Raw genomic sequence first — 22,288 nt, forward strand, 5'->3', positions numbered from 1 at the left:
TTGCCTTTTTGGTTCTTAGTTGTATATTTGCAGGAAAAAATAATTAAATACTTTTATGAATATAAATTTACCATTGAAAAAAGAATCACAATCTGTTGTTTCATTAGATTTTAAAACTCTTGTTATTGTAGGGGCTAATGGTTCTGGAAAGACAAGGTTTGGTTCAAAAATAGAAGAAAACTACAATATAACTCATAGAATATCTGCTCAAAAATCTCTAATAATGCCTGATTTTGTAAGTACAAAATCAAAAGAAGTGGCTAAAAATGAATTTTTATATGGCTATAATTCTGATGATATAGGATATCTAAAAGGAATAGGGAAGAAAAATTTTAGATGGGATCAAAAACCTAATACTCATCTATTAAATGATTATGAAAAGTTACTTGTTTTGCTTCACACAGAAGAATATCAACAATCTTTAAATTACAAAGAAAATGGAGGAGATAAACCTTTTACTAAGTTAGATAAAATACAAGAAATATGGGAAAAAGTATTACCTCATAGAAAACTAAAAAAGGAGGCCGGTGTTATAAAAACTTATCCTTTAGATGATTTAGATAGTATTTATAATTCTTCAGATATGAGTGATGGAGAGCGAGTTATTTTTTATCTAATAGGAGAAGTATTATGTGTGCCTGAAAACTCTATAATTATACTAGATGAACCAGAAATGCACTTACATAAATCTCTTGTTAATAACATGTTTAATCTAATAGAGAATGCTAGAGAGGATTGTTATTTTATATATCTTACTCACGACATTAACTTTGCAATAACAAGGCAAAATGCAAAGAAAATTTGGATGAAATCTTATGAAGGTAATGATACTTGGGATTATGAAATTTTAGAAGATAATGAGGCTATTCCTGAGTCATTATACTTAGAAGTTTTAGGCAGTAGAAAACCTATTTTATTTATAGAAGGAGAAAATAAAAGTTTTGATTATAAACTCTATCAATACATTTTCCCTGACTATACTATTAAGTCATTGGGAAGCTGTGCTAAGGTTATAGAAATAGTAAAATCCTTTAATGAACAAAGTTCTTTTCATAATATAAAAGCGTATGGATTAATTGATAGAGATAGGAGAAATGAAGAGGAAATAGAAAAATTAAATTCTAAAGATATTTGGGTTTTAGATGTAGCAGAAGTTGAAAATCTTTTTCTTGAGGAGATTGTTATAAAAGAGATTGCAAATTATATGGGTAAAAATAGTGATAATGTTCTTAGGGAAGTAGGAGAAAATATATATTCATTTTTTGAAAAGGAAATAGAGAACCAAATAAGACTAAAGTTTAAGGAAGTAATACAAAAAAGATTCTATGAATTAACACAAAAAATCAGTAATGATGAAGATATTATTAAACAATTAGATAGTAATTATAATACAATAGATAAAGAAAAAATATATAATGAGATAAAAAATGAATTTTCGAATTATGTTTTTTCTAAAAATTACAAATCTATTTTAAGGGTGTTTAATAATAAAGGTTTGATAGATAATTCTAAATTATGCAAGCTAACAGGTTTAGATAGGAAAGGAGCATATATAGATCTTGTTTTATCTCTTTTAAAAAAGGATGATGGGATTAGTAATACAATAAGAAAAGCTATTATAAACCAAATACAAATGAAAATAGATACAAAAAATTATTTTCTAAAACTTTATTAGAAAATATAAAATCATAAAGCCTATGCTCCGTTTATTCTTATTCCTCCTCCCTTGTCTCGCATTAGCGCAATATCCTAAAGCGATGGATTTTAGCAAACTCTATCAGGGTAAAATAGATAGTGTCGTGGTTATACATCGTACCCAAATAGCTGACAATCTACAAAGGAGAAGAACTTATCTTTGCAGGAACAAGTAAAGGGAAACTTACTAAAAAGCTCATTCGCTATCTGTATCCTAACCTTTCTGCTAAAGAACTGTATATGAATTTCTTTATCCTATGGGAGGAGATTTAGAAAAATAGCAGTATCTCTTTACAAGCAGTCAATGCAAGCAAAAAAAGCCAAACCAAGTGTGAACTTGCTCTTTTGTTTTTAGTTGCATTTTTGGAGAGATTTTTTTAACCCTAAGAAGAATTAGATAAATAGAAAAGAAAAAATAAACACAACTTGGTGAATAAAAAATTAATAGTTACTTTTGCGCCCTCAAAACTAAAAAAATAATCACTAATGAAAAAGATTTTTATCAATATGTTGTTAGGCATTAGCACACTAACTACTTTTGCACAAAACGCTTCTACTGAGCGTTACACTACCCACAATAAGGGTAAATTTTTCTTCTATTGGGGCGGTAATCGTGCGTATTATACCAATTCCAATATTACTTTCTCGGGTAACAATTACAACTTTACCATCAAAGATGTAGAGGCTGTAGATAAACCAAAAGGTTGGCATATAGATTATATTAATCCTTTGCGGATGACCATTCCTCAAACTAACTTCCATATCGGTTACCATATTTCCGACCATTATACTATTTCTGCAGGCGTAGACCATATGAAATACGTAATGAAAAATGGACAAACTGTAAAAATGAACGGTTACATCAATGGTTCTAACACTTCTCATGATGGTACTTATAACAATACTGACAAGTTACTTAGCGAAGATTTTCTCACCTTTGAGCATACTGACGGTCTGAACTATGTAGTAGTTGAAGGAGCTCGTATAGACGATATTTCTCGTTTATTTGGTATTAGCAACACCGATATATTACAGGTAAATCTTACTGAAGGTCTTGGTTTTGGAGCACTGTATCCAAAAACGAATACTAAGTTACTTAATAAAGAGCGTTATGACGAGTTTCACATTGCAGGGATAGGCGTAAATGCTAAAGCAGGTTTACACCTCACTTTTTTTAAATACTTCCTTATAGTTGGTGAACTCAAAGGAGGTTATATTAATATGTATGACGTTCGAACTACCTATGATATTGCCGATAAAGCTAAACATGATTTCTTCTTCTTTGAAACTGTTTTAGGTATAGGAGGAACTTTTAGATTTTAGCTAATAAAAGAAGAAATAAGAGCATAAAATAATATTGCCCCAAAAGTTTTGGGACAATATTAATTATTTAATATCAGTTCGATATAAAAAAATATTAATTATTCTTCCATTTCCTACGGCAGTACAAGTATGCTTTTATATCTTATAATTTGTTTTTTCTTTTAGAAAAGTTCTATTTTTAAAACGTATAAGTAACTCCAAAGTGAAAACCCATAGAAGAATAAGGGGCATCAGGAGCTCCTTTACCTTCCCAACTATAACTATCTTCAAGTAATGGTGCTACTTGAGTAGCCAATTGTTTAAGGCGTTCTGTTCTAGGGGATGTTGGTACATTTTGTAAGGCTAACATATATCCTTTAAACTCTTGAAGTGTAAGTGCTACAGATGTTCCTGCTACTGTGCGAGTAGCCGAAAAATCCTTAAGTTTAGATTCCTTTCGAGGCACATTAATATTCAGATATTCACTTTCTATAAAAAAAGCTACTTTATCACTAACCTTAAAGCGGTAGCCTATCCCTCCTATAAAACCAAAGGGAATTTTACCGTGAAAATTGTTTTGAAAATTAGCTTTCATATCTACAGTTGACCCAGCTGGTGCTGTTGGATTAAACAAGCTCAAGGGTAAACCGAAAGCATTGAGCTCTGTTTGTATTTCTGTTCTGCCCCCTATTTTGGTAACACCTCCAGCACGCAGATATAAATTATCAGTAATATTAAATACTAACGAAAGAGAAGCTCCAAAAGCCCTCCCATGTCCTTTCATATTCAATATTTGGTTTTTATTAGTGTTCATATCTTCACCATGAAGATATCCTAAAGCTAATTCACCTCCCCAACGCTTATGAAAAAAATATCCTCCTCGTAATTGTGCTTGGTATCCTTCTCCATAACTCCCTTTTAGGTCGGTTATAGCTGTTGGGTCAGTAGCATCTCTACCCAATACCTTCTGTTGGGTTTTAAAACCATACCCTCCACTCACTGACAGATATGCCTGCGAGTACATAGCTGTTGCTCCAAAAATGAAAGCAATAGCGCTTAATAGCGTTCTTCTCATTCTTTATTTTATATAATTTCTTTTATTCTTTCAGTAGGTCGCCCTATCACAGCTTTGTCACCAACTATTACGATAGGTCGCTCAATGAGTTGAGGATATTGTATCATTGCCTCTATGACCTCATCATCAGTAAGCGTTTTTCCTTTGAACAGCTCTTTCCAAATATTTTCTTTAGTACGCACTAATTCAATAGGAGACATCTGTAACTTAGCAAGGAGATTTTTTAGTTCATCTTTAGAAATACCTTTTTTAAGATAATCTACTATCTGATATTCTTTCCCCAAATCTTTTAAAAGCTCCAAACCACAACGTGATTTGGAGCATTTAGGATTGTGATATATAGTTATCATTCTTATATGTGTCAATCATTTTGATAATTAACAAATAATTACTTCTACACCGCGTTTTTCAAGTTCTTCTACAAACTCAGGGTCAGCACCTGCATCAGTGATAAGCATATCTATTTTCTCTACATAACAGATAAAACCAAAGCCTCGTTTGTGAATCTTAGAGGAGTCGGCTAAAACAATAGTTTTATCTACACGTTCCATCATCTTCCGATTTAGATGAGCTTCTCCTACATTGGTAGAACTCAATCCATAATCAAGGTCAATACCTTCAACTCCTAAAAATAAAGTAGTACAAGAGAAGTTACTAAGAGTTTCTTCAGCAAGTACGCCAATAGTGGAGGTAGAGTTTTTACGAACTTCTCCTCCTAAGTGAATGGTATTTACACTAGGATTTTTGCAGACCTCTAAAGCTACTCTGAGGGAAGGAGTGAGTACTGTAAGGTTGCGTATACCATAAATTTTTTGAGCTAAAAGATTAGCTGTAGTTCCTGATGAAAGTATGATAAACTCATTTTCTTTAATAAAGTCCAACGCTTTAGTAATAATACGCGTTTTTTCTTCTACATTTTGAGTTTCTTTCTCAGTTATTGTTTGCTCAAACACATAGCGCATTTGTTTACTAGCTCCACCGTGAGTACGATGCAAATAGCCTTCCTGTTCCAAGAGATTAAGGTCTTTACGTATAGTAACTACCGAAACTTTAAGCCTATCACTCAATTCATTTACACTGACGTACTTTTTAGTTTCTAAGCTCTCTAAAATCTTTGATTGTCGTTCATTAAGTACTTTCATATTTTATTAATTTTATTAATATTCAACTGTTTAATGTACCTCTTGTCTATATAGACAAAACATCTTATTAAGATTATTTTCGGCAAAATTAGGCATTATATTGAAAAAAACAAAAGAATTAGAAAATAAAAAACACTACTAACTATAAATTATGTAGCACTGAGTTTTAAAAATACTGTTTTTCTATCCTTTTAAATTTAGTTCAAAAGCTCTTCTAAACTCTTGTAAGATAGGATTTTCTTCTAATAATTTCTCGTATTTATCTTCGGGAGTTACTACTATTCTTTTAGCTATTTCTTCATTTACACTTATCTCAATAGTAAGATCATAATTCTGCAAAGATTTGTGCAAATAATTTAAGAGTTTATGCTCCATCTGAACAATATCATTTTTAGCTGTATTACTTGATACTTCCAAATGAATAGTAGTTCCTTCTAATCTTAATATTGCAATTTTAAGAATAGAAGCTTGTATACGTTCACCTTTAACAAGTAATTCATCTATATAACGTTCCCAAAACTGATTAAAAGTCTCTTCTGAAAAACTCTCACGAGGTAGCGTATTAGGATCTATTACCACCTCTTTGAAATTCCTTTGATGTTCTGTTTTTAGATGTACACTTTTAATTGAAAAATTAGAAACAGCCTCTGTACGTTCCGTTTTACTAATAATAGGTATATTAGGATTAAGTGTAGCTGTCGTAGTATTTGCATAATTTATAGGAGGGACAACGATAGGTGTTTGTGAGTTGAGCTGTACTTCTGTTGTATGACTTTGCCCATTAAACACATAAGCAGGAATTATGAAGCGTCCATCATTTTTTTTTTATCCCCCTCATAGGTCAGAGAGGCGAGTTGCATTAGGGCAACCTCCACTAACAAACGCTGATTTTTGCTGGTGCGATATTTTAGGTCGCAGTCATTGGCAATAGCAATAGCTTCCATTAAAAAAGGTACAGTAGCACGAACGCTCTGCTCAGCATATTTCTTCTGGGTCTCCTCCCCTACTTCCATTAAGGAAATGGTTGTAGGATTCTTGCATACCATTAAATCACGAAAATGACTTGCCAAGCCTGCAATAAAATGATTACCGTCAAAACCTTGTGCAATACTATCATTAAATGCGATCAATAGTTCAGGGAGTTTATTGTCTAAGATAAGATCAGTTACTTTAAAATAGACCTCATAGTCTAACACATTCAGTATTTCGGAAGTAGCTTGTCGTGTTATTTTTTCTCCTGAAAAGCTCACCACACGATCGAAGATAGAAAGGGCATCACGCATCGCACCATCGGCTTTTTGTGCTATGATTTGCAAAGCTTCATCTTCTGCTTCAATTCCTTGTTGTTCTGCAATATATTTTAGGTATTCTCGAATGTCATTGATAGTAATACGCTTGAAATCGAATATCTGGCAACGTGACAATATGGTAGGAATAATCTTATGTTTTTCAGTAGTTGCTAAGATAAAGATAGCGTGTTTAGGAGGTTCTTCTAATGTTTTGAGAAAAGCATTAAAAGCCGCTGTAGACAGCATATGCACCTCATCGATGATATACACTTTATATTTGCCTACTTGAGGCGGAATACGCACTTGTTCAATTAGTTTGCGAATATCATCTACACTGTTATTAGAGGCAGCATCTAACTCAAAAACGTTAAAAGCAAAATCGTTTTCATCTTCTACCCCAGAAGTTTGTTCATTTATCTTTTTTGCTAAAATACGGGCACAAGTAGTTTTTCCTACTCCACGAGGACCTGTGAAGAGAAGTGCCTGTGCCAAGTGATTATTTTCAATGGCATTGAGTAGGGTATTAGTAATAGCTTGCTGTCCTACTACATCACGAAATGATTGTGGACGATATTTGCGTGCTGATACTACAAAGTGGTTCATTTCTACTATTTGTTAGTTTTATAAGTCCCAAAAACAAAATTAGAATCTACTATTTTATTGCCATCTTGATTTACGAGTACCAAATCAGTGATGCTTATTTGATGGTCATAACGCAACAAAGCACCTGTTGTTTCATTATAAATGGGACGTGAGACAATTGTAACAGTACCTCCTGTCGCTTCAATTTGCGAAGTAACATTAGGGGTAGCGGGAGGATAAGTATTACAAAAATAATTGGTATTTACCGCATCGCTGAAAGTACGGTAATAAAGTTTAAAATTAGTGGGTATAGTGCCTGAAACTGTCTTTTCTTTATTTTCTAAAATATTAGCAGGTAAATTAAGAATAAGTGCTTGCTTTTGACTATATTTGAATAAAAAAGTAGCCGTAGTATCATTGGTCGTACAAGATAGCACATCAGAATTTTCAAATGAAATGGTATCTACTTCCAAATTACCATCATTGCAAGCTATTGCAAATAGCCCTATCACAAAGGCAAAATAAAGTGTCTTTTTACTCATCAAGTATAAATGTTTTTGCAAATGTACGAAAAAAATATGAACCTACAACAAGAGGTAATACATTTTGCTATTTAGGAGCCCAATAGAGATACAACCTTTTCTTTGCATAATCTATCACAGCTTTTCTCTTTTGGAGTACTTCAGCTCCTATAATACCGTGAACAGGGGGTGTTTGAAACTCTGCTAATGCTTCGTTTACGTGAGTTAAATCAAAAAGCACTAAAGGAAGTTTGTGCATACTCATTCCTCCTATCTCTAAGTGATTTTTTGCGGCAACTTGTGTTTCCATACCACTTGCTCCTGCTCCTGCTGCTTTTATTTCGGAGGCTTCGGCTTGCAGATTAAAATAGGTTATCCACTCTACTCCTACACAAGTGTTAGAAGCCCCCGTATCCAAAATAAAACGTCCTTCTACTCCATTGATTTTAGCTTGTAGAACAAAGTGTTTGGTAAGCGTAAATTCAAGAGGAACAGAGGTGTATCCCTTCTCGGTGAGTAACTTCTTTAATGTAATCCCCATTTATTCTTTACTTCGTTTACTATCTCTTTAATGTTTTGTTCTTTTGCCTTGGGATAAATCAACAATACATCGTCTCTATCTACCACTATGTAGTTCTTGAGCCCATCTATTACCACACATTTATCACCTTCGGTGCGAATAATATTGTTTTCGGCATCTTTGAGTAATACTCTTGCATTAATTACGGCATTTTGGGCACTATCCTTAGGGGTCTTGTCGTGTAGAGAGCCCCAAGAACCTAAGTCGTTCCAATCGAAATTAGCGGGCAGTACATAAATGTTAGTAGACGGCTCTAAAATAGCGTAATCTACCGATATATTTTCGGCTTTCGGATAGGCTTTGGCTATAAAATCGACTTCGTTTTCAGTATTATAAGTAGCTTTACCTTTCTCAAAGAGTTCATACATCACCGGTTGATAGGTTTTATAAGCGGTAAGTACCGTTTGTGTACTCCATATAAAGATACCCGCATTCCACAAAAAATTACCTTGTTTTAAAAACTCTTTGGCGGTATCGTAATCAGGTTTTTCACGAAACTGATTTACTTTTTTGATACTAGTATTATCGTCTTTGTCATACTGAATGTAACCATAACCAGTGTTAGGGAAAGTAGGTACTATACCCAAAGTGAGGATATTGTCGGCTTTCTGTGCAGCATTAAAACAAGTAATCACATTGTGCATAAAAGCTTTTTCATCTTCAATCCACGCATCGCTGGGGGCTACTATCATTACGCCATTGGGGTTGCGTTTGTTCACTTTCATTGCGGCATAGAGTATACACGGAGCTGTATTGCGCATACAAGGCTCTAATACCAAGTTTTTAGGCAATATATTAGGAATTTGTTCCTCTACAATCTCTTTGTAACGTTCGTTAGTAAGAATGAGAATATTCTCTTGCGGAATAAACTTCTGCAAGCGAGAATAAGTGCGCTGTAAAAGCGTTTGCCCTGTACCGAGCATATCGTGAAATTGTTTAGGATATTCAGTTGTACTTACAGGCCAAAAGCGCGAACCTATGCCTCCTGCCATAATCACTGCATAATAATTGTTCACCATATATTTGTAATATTTTAATTCAAGTTTTTAAGCCTTTATGAGCTCTACTTCGGCGTGAGGTTGAAAGATATACTTCTTGCCTGAGCCGAGTTCCACACAATCATAACATTTCACACGGCGTTGTCCTTTGCGAAATACGCGTCCGTCTTTGATACGAAACGTACTACCTAAAGGAATCTCATAAATAAAGCTCATATTTTCATTGATATCAAACTGTTTTAGGGCGATTGTCAATGCGGGGTCTACATCACTAGTAGACATAGGGTTGAGAAAGTGCCGTTGTAATACCCCTAATAATTGCTGAGGGAATATCTCAGGAATGATAAAAGGTTTCATCAGTTGTTGGAAAGTGTATTTCCATTCGTTACCGTGAGGTTTGATAAGCCGTCCAAAGCGTTCAAAAGCTACCAAATGAGCCACTTCGTGAATAAAAGTTATCAAGAAACGATACTTATTAGCAGTAGCATTCATTGTGATGAGATGTTGCCCGTTAGGAAGTTGCCGATAGTCGCCGTGCCTTGTTTTTCGTTCGTTTACAATTCTCAAATAGATGTTGTTTACTTTTATCAGTTCAAAACAAGGTGTTACTGCGTTATCAGGTAAATATTTAACAAGAATTTCTCTCATAGCCTGCAAATGTACAAATAATATTTTATACCCACAAATAAAATTTGCCAATTTACTAATTTTCTCTACCTTTGCCGTGTTTGTTTGAAGAAAAGAAAAGATGCAATTTAAGAGTTATTTAAAATTCCTTTTAAAATCTACCAATGAGCACGGGGTACACTCACCTTTTGTCTACAACTTTGTAACTCGTTGCTTGTACAATAAACAATTAGTAAATCGTCAAGAAATCAAAGGTTTTCCTCCTACCTTATGCAAAAGACAATTAATGTTATTATTGAAGATTATTCGTTATTTAGAGATAAAAACTATTTTCACTGATGAAGATATGCTAAACAGTATAACTGCTATAAAAGAAACCTGTAACATTAGCTTTCAGTTGCAACCATCTGTTACATACGACTTGCTTTTTATCAATTACCCAAAAGAAGATTTAAGTATTTATCTAAATTATATGCACAACGATAGTATTCTTATCATCAACAATATTTACCAAAAAGAAAAAGCCTCTCTATGGCAAGCTCTTACTGCTAATGAAAGGGTTACGGTGTATATAGACGTTTACTCCCAAGGCTATATTTTTATAAGAAGAGAACAAGGAAAAGAAGGGTTCTATATAAGGTAAAAGATAAAAGGTAAAAGATAAAAGGTAAAAGGTAAAAGATAAAGCCAGCGAGGGCTCATAGCTGGATATGTGAGTAAAAGGTAAAAGGGAACGAGTATAGTGGTACTTGTTCCCTTTTATCTTTTAGTTTAAATTACTTACCTAAAAGATAAGCAAAAATAAGAGGTGCTACAATGGTAGCATCGGATTCTACTATAAATTTAGGGGTATCAATATCTAATTTACCCCAAGTAATCTTCTCATTAGGCACTGCTCCTGAATAAGAACCGTAGCTGGTGGTAGAATCGCAAATCTGACAGAAATACGACCAGAAAGGTACGCCTTCCCATTCCAAATCTTGATACATCATAGGTACCACGCAGATAGGGAAATCACCAGCAATACCGCCTCCTATTTGGAAGAAACCTACGCCTTTACCCGCTGAATTGGCACGATACCATTCGGTGAGATAAATCATATACTCGATACCTGTTTTCACAGTAGAGGCTTTCAAGTTTCCTTTGATTACATTGGCGGCGAAGATGTTACCGGTAGTTGAATCTTCCCAACCTGGACATACGATAGGCAAGTTCTTTTCGGCTGCTGCCAATATCCAAGAGTTTTTAGGGTCGATTTCATAATATTGCTCCAATACTCCCGATTTCACTACTTGATATAGATATTCGTGAGGGAAATAGCGTTCACCTTTACTTTCGGCTGCGTGCCATACGTCTTCTAAGTGTTTTTGTAAACGACGGAAAGCTTCTTCCTCAGGAATACAAGTGTCGGTTACACGGTTGTAATGACCGTCGAGGAGTTCTCTTTCTTGCTCAGGAGTGAGGTCGCGGTAATGAGGAACACGCTTGTAATGAGAGTGCGCTACAAGATTCATCACATCTTCTTCGAGGTTCGCCCCTGTACAAGAGATAATATCTACTTTCCCTGCGCGAATCATCTCGGCAAGCGAAATGCCTAATTCTGCCGTACTCATTGCTCCAGCAAGTGCTACGAGCATTTTTCCGCCTTCAGTGATATGGGTTTCATATCCTTTGGCAGCATCAACTAAAGCTGCTGCATTAAAGTGTAAAAAGTTTTTCTCGATAAATTGAGAAATAGGTCCTTTACTCATTTCTTTACTTTAAAATCTAAATTGTTGGTGCAAAGATAATACATTTAAATTTACTGACAAATTATCACGCACAAAAATATTATAATGATGAAAACGAGCTTAATAGTATAGGGCAAAATCAGGGATAAGAAATAAGAAAAGAAAACGAAATTATAAATAACAAGGAAATGTTCTTTTGGAAGAAAAAATCTTATACTTAGCTTATAGGAAGCTTATAGGAAGCTTATACGAATCTTGGACGATTGGTATAGAAAGGGTATATAAACAGTTGATAATAAGAGGTTAAGAGTGAAGAAAAAAGGTAATTTTGAGGGCAATAAAACGAAAGAAAAACAAAGGAGCAACGAGCTAAGATACACGAACGAGAAAGAGCCAAATAAAGAGATGTGAGGTACAGAAACTTTCTTGTTTGATTAATTATTAAAAAATTCCTTATCTTTGTACTTTCAACTGATATTCTTATAAGAACGATGAAACGACTACTTTTTATCTTTACTTTATTATTTTGCTCTTATGTGGTAAAAGCTCAAGAGAACGCACAAGCTTACAATCAAGTTATCAAGACTTTGGGAATTCCTAAAAACAAGATTGATAAAGACTTGTATACCGAAAAGGTATTGCCTTACGACACTCATAAATTGGTAATGGTATTTCCTATAAGAAAAGGGAACGACGAAAACGAGGCAATATTTGACCTTTATGTGGTGGTGTATGACTTCTTACAACAACGAATAACACAGTCGTATAAGGGAATTGATGAGTATTATTCGGATGCTGTTGAATTACAAGAGCTTTCTATTGATACGGCTAAGTTTATACTTACCGAAGGAATACGTGCTTTTGGCATTCGGGCTTTCTATAAAAATGGTAGCAAAGTAAATCCTTATTCTGAAGAAACATTTAGTTTGTTTTTACCAGAAAACACTTCTCTTAAAAAAATACTGCATCAATATCAATTAAGTACATATAACGGGGAATGGAGCTATAACTGTGAAGGAAGTTGGTCAGATGAGCGTAATTCTATGTTTATAATGGATAGTAAAAAAACAAATGGCTATTTCAACATTAAGGATAAACAGACTTTTATTAAAAAGGCTACAGATGAAAATTGCGATGATAAAGTAGTAGAAAAAAGCACTAAAACTGTATTCTTGAAATATAACGGCAAGGAGTATAAAGAAGAATAGATATTGATTATTGAGGTATTAAAAATAAAAATATCTTTTTTATGTTGCTTTCTTAAATTATATTGTTACCTTTGCAACTTAATATATAAACACTAAAAAGTAAATAAAAAAATGAATAAATCTGTTTATATCATCGCTACCAATGCACACAGCGGTAAGTCGGTGGTGAGTTTGGGTGTGTTGCAAATGATTATGCGCAACACTGCTAAGGTAGGTTATTTTAGACCTATTGTAGAAAGTAAATCTAAAAAAGACACTTTCATCGAGACCGTCTTGGAGCACTTTCAGCTCGATATGAGTTACGATGAAGCCTATGCTTACACACGTCAGGAGGTTATCGCTCTTAAAAACGAAGGCAATATAGGGGAAGTATATGACACTATCATCAAAAAATACAAAGCCTTAGAAAGCAAATTTGACTTTGTTTTAGTGGATAGTTCAAGTACTATAGACGATAGCTATTTCGACCCAAACTTCAACGCTTCGGTAGCACAAAGCCTCAACATTCCTGCTTTGATAGTGCTTAAAGACAACTTTTCATCAGAAGATGAATTGGTGAACCAAGTACAGGCAGATCTTAACAACTTCTTGGAAAAAGATTTGCGCGTACTTAGCGTATTTGTAAATAAGGCCACCAATGCTACTGCTGATACGCTCAGCAAATTAGAACAACGTTTTAAAGAGATAACCTTCACTTTGATTCCGCGCAAAGAAGAGCTTTCACGTCCTACTATCCGCGAGATAGCCAATGCACTCAACGTTGAATTTCTTTACAAAGGCGATAATATAGACGTTACCACCAAACGTACCATTGTGGGAGCTATGCAACTTTCTAACTATTTAGCCAAACTAAACGAAGATACTTTGGCTGTACTCCCTACTGACCGTATTGACCTCATAGCAGGTTCTTTGGTGGCTAACTATTCCAATTTCTCTAATATCAAAGGGGTAGTACTATACGGCGACTTAACTCCCGACCCTTCAATGAGTAAGATTTTAGATGGTATCCAAAAGAACATTCCTATAATGATAGCTAAAACAGATACTTTTGAAACTGCTAATATCATTGGGAATACAAAATCAAGCATCTATCCTGAAAATACTGAAAAGGTAAAAATGCTTCTTCAACTATTTGATGAAAATGTAGATGCTGCGAAACTAAACAGCAGTATAGCCTCTTTCAAATCGGAAACTATTACCCCTCGTATGTTTCAATACAATATGGTACAAAAAGCACGTGCAGGACAAAAACGCATTGTGTTACCTGAAGGTACTGACGACCGTATTCTTACTGCGGCTTCCCAATTGGCAGAGGACGAACTCGTTTACCTCACTATCTTGGGAGAACCCGAAGCGATTAAAACACGAGCTAAGAACATTTTGGGCTTGAAATGGAACGAAGAACGTATCAGTATTATCAATCCTGCCGAGAGTGATAAATATGAGGCTTATGCTGAAAAACTATACGAATTGCGCAAGAGCAAAGGATTGGAGCTTTCGCAAGCCAAAGACTTAATGCTCGATTCGTCTTATTTCGGTACAATGATGGTATTCTTAGGCGATGCTGATGGTATGGTATCAGGGGCTGTAAATACTACTGCTCACACTATCCGTCCGTCTTTGCAATTTGTAAAGACCAAACCAGGGGTAAACACGGTATCATCAGTATTCTTTATGCTCTTGCACGACCGCGTACTAGTATATGGTGACTGCGCCGTAGTGCCTAACCCTACTGCTGAACAATTAGCCGATATAGCTATTAGCTCTGCCGACTCAGCTATTGCTTTTGGTATTGAACCTAAGGTAGCACTCCTCTCCTACTCTTCTGGCAACTCAGGTAGTGGTGCCGACGTAGACAAAGTGCGTGAAGCAACAGCACTTGTAAAAGAGCGTCGCCCTGAGTTACTCGTAGAAGGACCTATACAATATGACGCTGCGGTAGACCCAAAAGTAGGAAAACAAAAGATGCCAAATTCACCTGTGGCAGGACAAGCCAATGTGCTTATTTTCCCTGACCTTAACACTGGTAATAACACCTATAAGGCGGTGCAACGTGAAACAGGAGGTTTAGCCATAGGGCCTATGTTACAAGGATTAAAGAAACCCGTAAATGACCTCAGTCGTGGGGCTCTTATCCCTGATATTTACAACACTGTACTTATCACTGCGATACAATCAGAGTTTTAGTATCCTCCCCTGCCCCCTCTCCAAAGGAGGGGAAAACTAACGACTAATAACAAAAGACTAAAATGGAAATATTAATCATTAATTCAGGGAGTTCATCTCTCAAATATCAGCTTATCGACTCTAAAACAGGAGAATCAAAAGCAAAAGGAATTGTAGACCGCATCAATATTGACGGTAGCTACGTGAAATATGTGGCTGTAAAAAACGGCAAAGAGATAGAAGTGAAGAAAGAACAACCTATTCCTACTCACGAAGTGGGTATGAATTTGGTAGCTGAACTTCTTACAGACCCCGAAGTAGGCGTTATCCACAACCCTAGCGATATTAAAGGGGTAGGACACCGCGTAGTACACGGAGGTGAGAAGTTTGTACAACCTACTGTAATTACTGATGAGGTAGTAGCCGAAATTAAACGCCTCATTCCACTATCACCTTTGCACAACCCAGGACATTTAGAAGGGATACGCGTAGCACAAAAACTCTTTAATAAAGCTACTCACGTAGCCGTTTTTGACACTGCTTTCCACCAAACAATGCCTGCTAAAGCCTTTCGCTATGCCATTCCTAATGAATACTATGAAAAATACGGATTGCGCGCTTATGGATTCCACGGCACTAGTCATAAGTATGTAGATGCACAGGCTCGTAAACACCTTAATAATCAACATATCAAGAACATTACCATTCACTTGGGCAATGGGGCGAGTATGGCTGCTGTAAACGAAAAAGGACAATGTGTAGACACTTCAATGGGACTTACACCACTCGATGGACTCATTATGGGAACGCGCACTGGGCAGATAGATGCCTCAGTAGTTTTCTTTTTGGGGCAAGAACTGGGTATGAGTTATGAAGAAGTGAAAACACTCTTTAACAAGAAGAGTGGTATGCTTGGACTTACAGGACACTCTGATGCTCGCGATGTAGCAGCTCTATATCGTTCAGGTGATACCAATGCAGCCCTTTGCTATGAGATGTATGGCTACCGTATTCAGAAGTTTATAGGCGCTTATACAGCAGCACTTAACGGTTTGGACAGTATTGTATTTACCGCAGGTTTGGGCGAAAACGATGCTCTTACACGTTCATTTGCTTGTAAGAATATGGATTTCTTTGGTATCAAGCTCGATGAGAAAAAAAACGAAGAGCTCAATCATCCTACTAAACCCGTAGAGATTCAAGCTAGCGATAGCCGTGTAAAGATACTTATCATCCCTACTAATGAAGAATTGCAAATAGTAAATGAGATAGTAGATTTGGTAAAATAACAAATCATTAGACTATATACTTTGCCAAAGGAACGAGTCGCATAGGCAATTTGTATCTTTGGCAAAGCTTTTTTAAACAACTCTCAGTAATGAAAAACCTATATAACGAAGCCGACAAAAACGAAATACTACATCGTTTAGAAAATTTAAAAGTAGATGCTGAGCGTGAATGGGGAAAAATGAACATTGTACAGATGTTAGCCCATTTGAACGCCTCTATAGAAACACCCTTAGGCAAGAACTTTCCGAAGAGAATGTTCATTGGTAGAATCATAGGAAAATTGATGAAGAAAAAGTTTCTAAACGACCAACCAATGGCAAAAAACGCTCCAACCGATAAAATGTATGTCGTTACCGATATTTCTATTGATGATTTTGACAAGGAAAAGCAAAAAACTAAAGAGCTCATCACCCTTTTCTACACCAATGGAAAAGAAAAATGTAGCACTCACCCACATTCTTTTTTTGGAAAACTTTCTCCTGACGAATGGGGTATTCTTCAATGGAAACACTTCGACCACCACTTAAGACAGTTTGGAGTATAAAATCAATTATAGAGAAACTCAAATTATGTCAAAATATGTTTTTATACCAATGAAGAATATATAATATAAGATAGAAAAATGGGAATTGGTTTTTAAAGAAGAAGTTATAGCAATACTTTTTTCCATCGAATGTATTTGTAATTAAAAAATAATAATTACTTTTGCATTCTGATAAGTAATGAAACACTATCACTGAACTATAAAATAATTTAATTACTAAAAACCTTTGGTTGCTGAAAATGAACATCTTATTTTTAAGTTATTTTCACTCTGCACGTACTCATTCCTTGCAAATTAAGTTTAAGGCTAAGAGCCTTTCACCGCTTCGTATTTGAATCAGGTGTAATTAGGTAATATGGATAGGTAGCCAAGATGTTATCTGAATATTTTTTTACTAAAAAATTACTCATTATTTAAATTACACTGTACAAATGAAAAATAAATATATCGACCTAATTGACCAAACCTATTACTTCCCACAAGACGAATTTACCTTAGATGGTGATGAACTTCGCTTTCACAATATCGATTTGATGGAGCTCGTACGCAAGTATGGAGCACCGCTTAAATTTATGTATCTTCCGAAAATATCCGAGAATATTCAGCGCGCCAAAAGATGGTTTGAAAAGGCTATCAAGAAGCACAAGTACAAAGGAGCGTACAACTATTGTTATTGCACTAAAAGTTCGCATTTCAAACACGTAATGGTAGAAGCTTTGAAGAACGATATTCATATGGAAACCTCTTCAGCTTTTGATATCAATATCATCAACAATCTTATCAATGACGGACTTATTAGTAAAGAGACTCACATTCTATGCAACGGTTTCAAGCGCGATGCTTATATCGATGGCATTGCTGACCTTATCAATCGTGGCTACCACAACTGTATTCCTATCATTGATAACTATGAGGAAATTAATTTATTTGAAGAAAAAATAAAAGGTTCATACAGTATAGGTATTCGTATTGCTTCTGAAGAAGACCCCCGTTCAGAGTTTTATACCAGTCGTTTGGGAATTGGTTATAAAAATATTGTTCCTTTCTACAACCGTGAGCTTAAAGATAATCCGAAAGTACAACTCAAAATGTTGCACTTCTTTATCAATACGGGGATTAAAGACAATGCCTACTATTGGAATGAGCTGCTCAAGTGTTTGAGAGTGTATATCCAACTCAAAAAGGTGGCTCCTGAACTCGACAGCCTTAATATAGGTGGTGGCTTCCCTATTAAGAGCTCGTTGGCTTTTGAATTTGATTATGCCTATATGGTAGACGAGATCATACGTCAGATAAAAATCACTTGTGACCAAGAAAAAGTGCCTGTACCGAATATCTTTACTGAATTTGGTAGTTTTACAGTAGGCGAAGCTGGGGGGGCTATTTATGAGATAATGTATCAAAAGCAACAAAACGATCGTGAAAAGTGGGATATGATAAACTCCTCTTTCATTACTACCTTACCTGACTCTTGGGCTATCAACAAGCGTTTTGTATTATTGCCTATTAACCGTTGGAACGATGAATACGAACGCGTGCTGCTCGGTGGACTCACTTGTGATGGTGACGATTATTACAACAGCGAACAGAATATGAACGCTATCTATTTACCAAAATACAACAAAAATAAACCGCTGTATATAGGTTTCTTCAACACAGGGGCTTATCAGGATAGTATTGGAGGAGTAGGAGGCTTACAACACTGTTTGATTCCACAACCTAAAATTGTACTTATTGATAAAGATAAAAATGGTAACCTTACCTCTCGTCTCTTTATGGAGCAACAAAAGGCTGACGAAATGCTAAAGATTTTGGGCTACTAAAATGTAGTATATACTTTGTCAAAGTCGTAAGACTTTGACAAAGTATTTCTAATAATACCTAAACATATAACTTCTAATTCCTAATTCTTAAAATCTAACAAAATGAAATACATAATATTATTTTTCTTATCAATCACTACTTTATGGGCACAAGATACCACTTCTACTAAGAGGTATCATTATAAAATGTGGATTAAACCCTCTTTGAGTATCAATTATCTATCGATAGATATAGAAGATGAACCATTAAATCCTGCTTTGAAAAACAAGTCGTTATTGCCAAACTACCCACTTACGGTCGGCTTAGGATTTGGTATTCACAACACTTATATCAACCTTGATTATGCTCAGAGTGTTGCCCCTTTGCGCAATGAGAGTAAATACGGAAAAACAAGATATTTCGATTTTCAATTACATTCATTTGTAAGTCAAAAGATTTTACTTGATTTCTATTATCAAAGTTATAAGGGTTTTTACTATGAAGAAGGTAAGAATAATATTCAGATATTGGCAGATACTCGTATACAACAAATAGGCTCTGAAATGTTATATTTCTTCAACTTAAAAAACTTTTCAGTAAAGAATATTTTCAACCCCGATGGAGACCCATTGCAACCTACTTTTACTTGGTACGCAGGAGCTGGGGTCTATTATCACAAAGTAGCAATTCCTGCTATTTCACTTGATGAGGATACTTTTAGACATATACAAGGAGGCTTCAGTGGAGGCGTTTCAGGAGGTATTGAAATATTGCCACGCTTTACCTTTACAGCTTTAGCTGGTATGGGATTCTATTTTGGAGGTGAAGTTAATCCACTAAGCAAAATGAAGTTTAATCAGTACGTAAACTTTAGGCTTAATACTTCTTTGTCTTATACACAAAAAGACTGGTCGCTTGCCTTTTCAATTCTTTACAACAACAAGAATTTGTACTTTAAAGATGTTGATTTACTGGGTATCAATACTGCGAATTTTAAACTTACATACATAAAGCAAATCAAATTCTCTACTCGCCGTAGTAACAAAGTAACTCGTTATTTAGGAATGTAAAATTTAAGAGTAGAGGTTATCTTCTTCTCTTCACATTTTTTATAGTATCATCTATCACTCTGTCATAGATTTTACTCTTACCCAAATGTTCCTTTTGATAAGTAGTCAAGTTTTGTATTAGTGCTTCTTTCTCTTGCTTATTATTAGAAGATTTTAAAAACAATCTATATTCTGACATAACCTTATAATACGCCAATTCATAAGAAGGTATATAACCATTTTCACTATATATTGCTACTAAGTTTAATACCTTTTCAAATTGTAATGCGTCAAAAGCCTGCTTCAAAGTGGTCAGCTGATGTTGTTTTGCTTTTTGAGAGCGAATACTTAAAAATATTTCTTCAGTATCAGGATATGATTTCAATGAATCACTCAATAATTTTATCCTACTTAAATCTGCCCTTTTATCAATATGAGAGAGATAATAAGCTATTTGTTCTCTTATTCTCATCACTCTATTGAAGTCGAACTCAGCAATGTGTTCTTCATAATCTTTGGTAATTAAATCGTACTCTGTTTGAATTAACAAATATAACGAATCTAAGTCCTTATAAACCTCTCTTGTCTTTTGTGCGTTTACTTCCCAAAAGTAAAATATACATAAATATAATAAAACTCGTTTCATAATCTTTATTGTTGTTTGATTAATGTCCTTGAATAATATCTGCATATTTATCCCAAGCTCTAGCTATCCTATATTTTTCTACAAATTCAATAGGCACATAAATAGCTTTCAATTTCTCATCATTATATGCCAAATAACCATCCAATATAGGAGGTTCTTCAGCCTCAAGTGTTATACTTTCTGGACAATTCTTCCCAAAAATACAATTACCTATCTGTAAACATTTACTAAGGAAAGTCACCGAATGCAAATGCTCACAATCGTCAAGAGCAAAATCACTAATAAAGTTAAGATGTTCTGAGAAAATAATATAAATAAGCTTATTGCAACCATAAAATACATCTCTTCCTATAATAATACTCACTTTATTAAGTATTGGGTCAGCAAGCATATTGATAGACTCTACCTCAGTATCAAGCCATTTCTTCAAAACAGTATCATCTTTTGTAACTACAAAATGATACCTACAAGAAGTACTACCCTCAGAAATATCTTCTACTATGGGTTGATATGCTCTAACTAAGGGCGGTTGTAAAATAGATGAAGAAGAGGTTGATGCATTGAAAAAATTTACTCTCTTTTTAGGATCTTCTCCGTATTCATTTTTTCCCAATACACCTTCTGAAAAAAGTAAAAAGAAAGGATTATAGAAAGGTAAAAGCACATACCAGCCACTTTGCCCCAAGTCGTGTAAGCGTTTCACTGATTGAGCTAAAATAAACCAAAACAATAATGTAAAGAATAAAAACTTTATCACTATTCCTAGAGTTACTACGGCATCTATTACACCCAAAAATATAAGAGCAAAATAATCTATAATAATAGATAGTCCAAACTCTGTTCGCCTAATACGTCCTTCAAAAAGAAAGATATTCTTAAACATATATCACTAATTTTATAATTACCTTATCTTTCTTATTCCTAACTTTATAGTTATTACTGCTGAATAGCATTTAAATACTCACAAGCTTTAGGGCTATTATTCCTACACCCCTTCTCAAACCAGTAAATAGCCCTTTTTTGTGATTTATCCACACCAGTACCAGCATAATAGCAAAATCCTAAAATAGTTTGAGCTTCCTTGTCTCCTTGGTTAGCTGCTTTTTCAAACCAAAAGATAGCCTTAGTATACGACTGAGGTATTCCCTGCCCCTTGAAATAATAAGAACCTAAATTGCGTTGCGCCTCAACATCACCTTGATTAGCAGCTTTCTCATACCAAAGTACCGCATCACTATCTGATTGTACCACTCCTAAACCTTTGTAGTAACAATATCCTAAAAAACTCTGTGCCTCTGCAAAATCTTGATCAGCTGCTTTCTGAAACCACAATACAGCTTGCTCATCCGATTGTTTTACTCCTTGCCCTTTGTGATAGCACACACCTAATTTCGATTGAGCCTCAGCATACCCCTGTTCAGCTGCTTTCTGAAACCAATAAGCTGCTTTTTCATAAGACTGTACAACTCCTTTCCGATAGTAATAACAAAGTCCTAATTTCGTCTGTGATTTTACATCACCCTGTTCTGCTGCTTTTTCATACCAAGCAACAGCTTTAGGAAAAGACTGAGGTACTCCAATACCTTTTTCATAATTAGTTGCCAAACGCACTTGAGCTTCCATATCACCCTTTGTGGCTTTCTCTACCAAAGTCTTAAAGTCTTCCCGTTGAGCATAACTCATACCAAAGAAAAATAGCAAGCAAACAAACCAAGCTTTAAAGCAAAGTTTGTTCAGTTTTTTTAATACTTTTGAGTTGAATATTATATTCATATGTCAGCGAATTAAAAGTTAATAATAATGAAGTAGTCAGTTTTATATTATATATTATTCGATGGCAAAGATAAAACATTATTTTATACAAAACAAGTTTTTTGATTATTTCTTACACACCGCCCATTCCACCATCAAGTGCAATTTTTCAGATTACTTTCTGATAGAATAAATCTTTAGGTTTTTCAAAATCTAATACTTTTCTTGGTCTATTATTAATTTTATATTGATATTCTTTAATTTCTTTATCTGTAATATCTTTAAAATC

Annotated in this window: 22 protein-coding genes; 9 read left to right on the forward strand and 13 right to left on the reverse strand. The window is 34.8% G+C overall.

The window, feature by feature from the left end; genetic code table 11:
• The first annotated feature begins 55 nt into the window (after nucleotides 1-55).
• A complete protein-coding gene (locus HMPREF1320_RS08175; RefSeq protein ID WP_009418259.1) occupies nucleotides 56-1,675 on the forward strand; it encodes a DUF4435 domain-containing protein in 1,620 nt (539 codons plus the stop codon).
• A 506-nt stretch (nucleotides 1,676-2,181) separates the two neighbouring features.
• Complete coding sequence (locus HMPREF1320_RS08180) at nucleotides 2,182-3,018, forward strand: hypothetical protein (RefSeq protein ID WP_009418256.1); 837 nt, start codon at nucleotides 2,182-2,184, stop codon at nucleotides 3,016-3,018.
• Nucleotides 3,019-3,196: 178 nt separating this feature from the next.
• Here HMPREF1320_RS08180 and HMPREF1320_RS08185 read toward each other — a convergent pair whose 3' ends face one another.
• The 9 genes from HMPREF1320_RS08185 to HMPREF1320_RS08225 form a co-directional block, all read right to left on the reverse strand.
• Complete coding sequence (locus tag HMPREF1320_RS08185) at nucleotides 3,197-4,072, reverse strand: outer membrane beta-barrel protein (protein ID WP_009418252.1); 876 nt, start codon at nucleotides 4,070-4,072, stop codon at nucleotides 3,197-3,199.
• A gap of 8 nt (nucleotides 4,073-4,080) precedes the next feature.
• A complete protein-coding gene (gene arsC / locus HMPREF1320_RS08190; RefSeq protein ID WP_009418254.1) occupies nucleotides 4,081-4,422 on the reverse strand; it encodes an arsenate reductase (glutaredoxin) in 342 nt (113 codons plus the stop codon).
• A gap of 27 nt (nucleotides 4,423-4,449) precedes the next feature.
• Nucleotides 4,450-5,214, reverse strand: a complete 765-nt coding sequence (locus HMPREF1320_RS08195) for a DeoR/GlpR family DNA-binding transcription regulator (protein ID WP_009418263.1) — start codon at nucleotides 5,212-5,214, stop codon at nucleotides 4,450-4,452.
• A gap of 183 nt (nucleotides 5,215-5,397) precedes the next feature.
• Nucleotides 5,398-6,003, reverse strand: a complete 606-nt coding sequence (locus HMPREF1320_RS08200) for a hypothetical protein (RefSeq protein WP_009418258.1) — start codon at nucleotides 6,001-6,003, stop codon at nucleotides 5,398-5,400.
• A gap of 11 nt (nucleotides 6,004-6,014) precedes the next feature.
• Complete coding sequence (gene dnaX, locus HMPREF1320_RS08205) at nucleotides 6,015-7,106, reverse strand: DNA polymerase III subunit gamma/tau (protein ID WP_009418257.1); 1,092 nt, start codon at nucleotides 7,104-7,106, stop codon at nucleotides 6,015-6,017.
• 5 nt (nucleotides 7,107-7,111) lie between these two features.
• Nucleotides 7,112-7,627, reverse strand: a complete 516-nt coding sequence (locus HMPREF1320_RS08210) for a hypothetical protein (protein ID WP_009418246.1) — start codon at nucleotides 7,625-7,627, stop codon at nucleotides 7,112-7,114.
• A 67-nt stretch (nucleotides 7,628-7,694) separates the two neighbouring features.
• Nucleotides 7,695-8,147, reverse strand: coding sequence for a retropepsin-like aspartic protease (locus tag HMPREF1320_RS08215; protein WP_009418247.1), 453 nt, complete (start codon nucleotides 8,145-8,147; stop codon nucleotides 7,695-7,697).
• Nucleotides 8,132-9,205 (reverse strand): mannose-1-phosphate guanylyltransferase, encoded by a 1,074-nt coding sequence (locus tag HMPREF1320_RS08220; RefSeq protein ID WP_009418262.1) that lies wholly within the window; start codon nucleotides 9,203-9,205, stop codon nucleotides 8,132-8,134. The genes HMPREF1320_RS08215 and HMPREF1320_RS08220 overlap by 16 nt, the downstream gene beginning before the upstream one ends.
• A 27-nt stretch (nucleotides 9,206-9,232) precedes the next feature.
• Nucleotides 9,233-9,832 carry a SprT-like domain-containing protein gene (locus HMPREF1320_RS08225; RefSeq protein WP_002676771.1) on the reverse strand — a complete coding sequence of 200 codons (600 nt, stop codon included), beginning with the start codon at nucleotides 9,830-9,832 and terminating at the stop codon, nucleotides 9,233-9,235.
• 100 nt (nucleotides 9,833-9,932) lie between these two features.
• Between HMPREF1320_RS08225 and HMPREF1320_RS08230 the strand changes: the two genes are divergently transcribed.
• Nucleotides 9,933-10,454 carry a hypothetical protein gene (locus HMPREF1320_RS08230; protein WP_009418244.1) on the forward strand — a complete coding sequence of 174 codons (522 nt, stop codon included), beginning with the start codon at nucleotides 9,933-9,935 and terminating at the stop codon, nucleotides 10,452-10,454.
• A 133-nt stretch (nucleotides 10,455-10,587) separates the two neighbouring features.
• Here the strand turns inward: HMPREF1320_RS08230 and HMPREF1320_RS08235 are convergent, their stop codons facing one another.
• Nucleotides 10,588-11,562: a deoxyhypusine synthase family protein gene (locus tag HMPREF1320_RS08235; protein WP_009418243.1), complete on the reverse strand. Its 975-nt coding sequence runs from the start codon at nucleotides 11,560-11,562 to the stop codon at nucleotides 10,588-10,590.
• A gap of 470 nt (nucleotides 11,563-12,032) precedes the next feature.
• Between HMPREF1320_RS08235 and HMPREF1320_RS08240 the strand changes: the two genes are divergently transcribed.
• The 6 genes from HMPREF1320_RS08240 (at nucleotide 12,033) to HMPREF1320_RS08265 (ending at nucleotide 19,622) form a co-directional block, all read left to right on the forward strand.
• Nucleotides 12,033-12,749 carry a hypothetical protein gene (locus HMPREF1320_RS08240; RefSeq protein ID WP_009418239.1) on the forward strand — a complete coding sequence of 239 codons (717 nt, stop codon included), beginning with the start codon at nucleotides 12,033-12,035 and terminating at the stop codon, nucleotides 12,747-12,749.
• A gap of 111 nt (nucleotides 12,750-12,860) precedes the next feature.
• On the forward strand, nucleotides 12,861-14,936 hold the full coding sequence (gene pta, locus HMPREF1320_RS08245; RefSeq protein WP_009418255.1) for a phosphate acetyltransferase: 2,076 nt from the start codon (nucleotides 12,861-12,863) through the stop codon (nucleotides 14,934-14,936).
• Between the two features lie 62 nt (nucleotides 14,937-14,998).
• Complete coding sequence (locus tag HMPREF1320_RS08250; protein ID WP_009418245.1) at nucleotides 14,999-16,204, forward strand: acetate/propionate family kinase; 1,206 nt, start codon at nucleotides 14,999-15,001, stop codon at nucleotides 16,202-16,204.
• Nucleotides 16,205-16,293: 89 nt separating this feature from the next.
• The gene (locus HMPREF1320_RS08255) at nucleotides 16,294-16,749 is read left to right on the forward strand and encodes a DUF1569 domain-containing protein (protein WP_009418231.1); all 456 of its coding nucleotides are present in this window, start codon (nucleotides 16,294-16,296) and stop codon (nucleotides 16,747-16,749) included.
• A gap of 431 nt (nucleotides 16,750-17,180) precedes the next feature.
• A complete protein-coding gene (locus tag HMPREF1320_RS08260; protein ID WP_009418249.1) occupies nucleotides 17,181-18,572 on the forward strand; it encodes a decarboxylase in 1,392 nt (463 codons plus the stop codon).
• Nucleotides 18,573-18,674: 102 nt separating this feature from the next.
• Nucleotides 18,675-19,622, forward strand: a complete 948-nt coding sequence (locus HMPREF1320_RS08265) for a DUF4421 family protein (protein WP_009418237.1) — start codon at nucleotides 18,675-18,677, stop codon at nucleotides 19,620-19,622.
• 16 nt (nucleotides 19,623-19,638) lie between these two features.
• Here HMPREF1320_RS08265 and HMPREF1320_RS08270 read toward each other — a convergent pair whose 3' ends face one another.
• The 3 genes from HMPREF1320_RS08270 to HMPREF1320_RS08280 are packed head-to-tail and all read right to left on the reverse strand — an operon-like array spanning nucleotide 19,639 to nucleotide 22,020.
• Nucleotides 19,639-20,292, reverse strand: a complete 654-nt coding sequence (locus HMPREF1320_RS08270; RefSeq protein ID WP_009418230.1) for a hypothetical protein — start codon at nucleotides 20,290-20,292, stop codon at nucleotides 19,639-19,641.
• Complete coding sequence (locus HMPREF1320_RS08275; RefSeq protein ID WP_009418234.1) at nucleotides 20,267-21,130, reverse strand: DUF805 domain-containing protein; 864 nt, start codon at nucleotides 21,128-21,130, stop codon at nucleotides 20,267-20,269. Before HMPREF1320_RS08275 ends, HMPREF1320_RS08270 begins: the two co-directional genes overlap by 26 nt.
• A 53-nt stretch (nucleotides 21,131-21,183) precedes the next feature.
• The gene (locus HMPREF1320_RS08280) at nucleotides 21,184-22,020 is read right to left on the reverse strand and encodes a tetratricopeptide repeat protein (protein WP_009418236.1); all 837 of its coding nucleotides are present in this window, start codon (nucleotides 22,018-22,020) and stop codon (nucleotides 21,184-21,186) included.
• Between the last annotated feature and the right edge of the window lie 268 nt (nucleotides 22,021-22,288).

Source organism: Capnocytophaga sp. oral taxon 335 str. F0486 (assembly GCF_000277665.1).
GTDB lineage: Bacteria > Bacteroidota > Bacteroidia > Flavobacteriales > Flavobacteriaceae > Capnocytophaga > Capnocytophaga ochracea.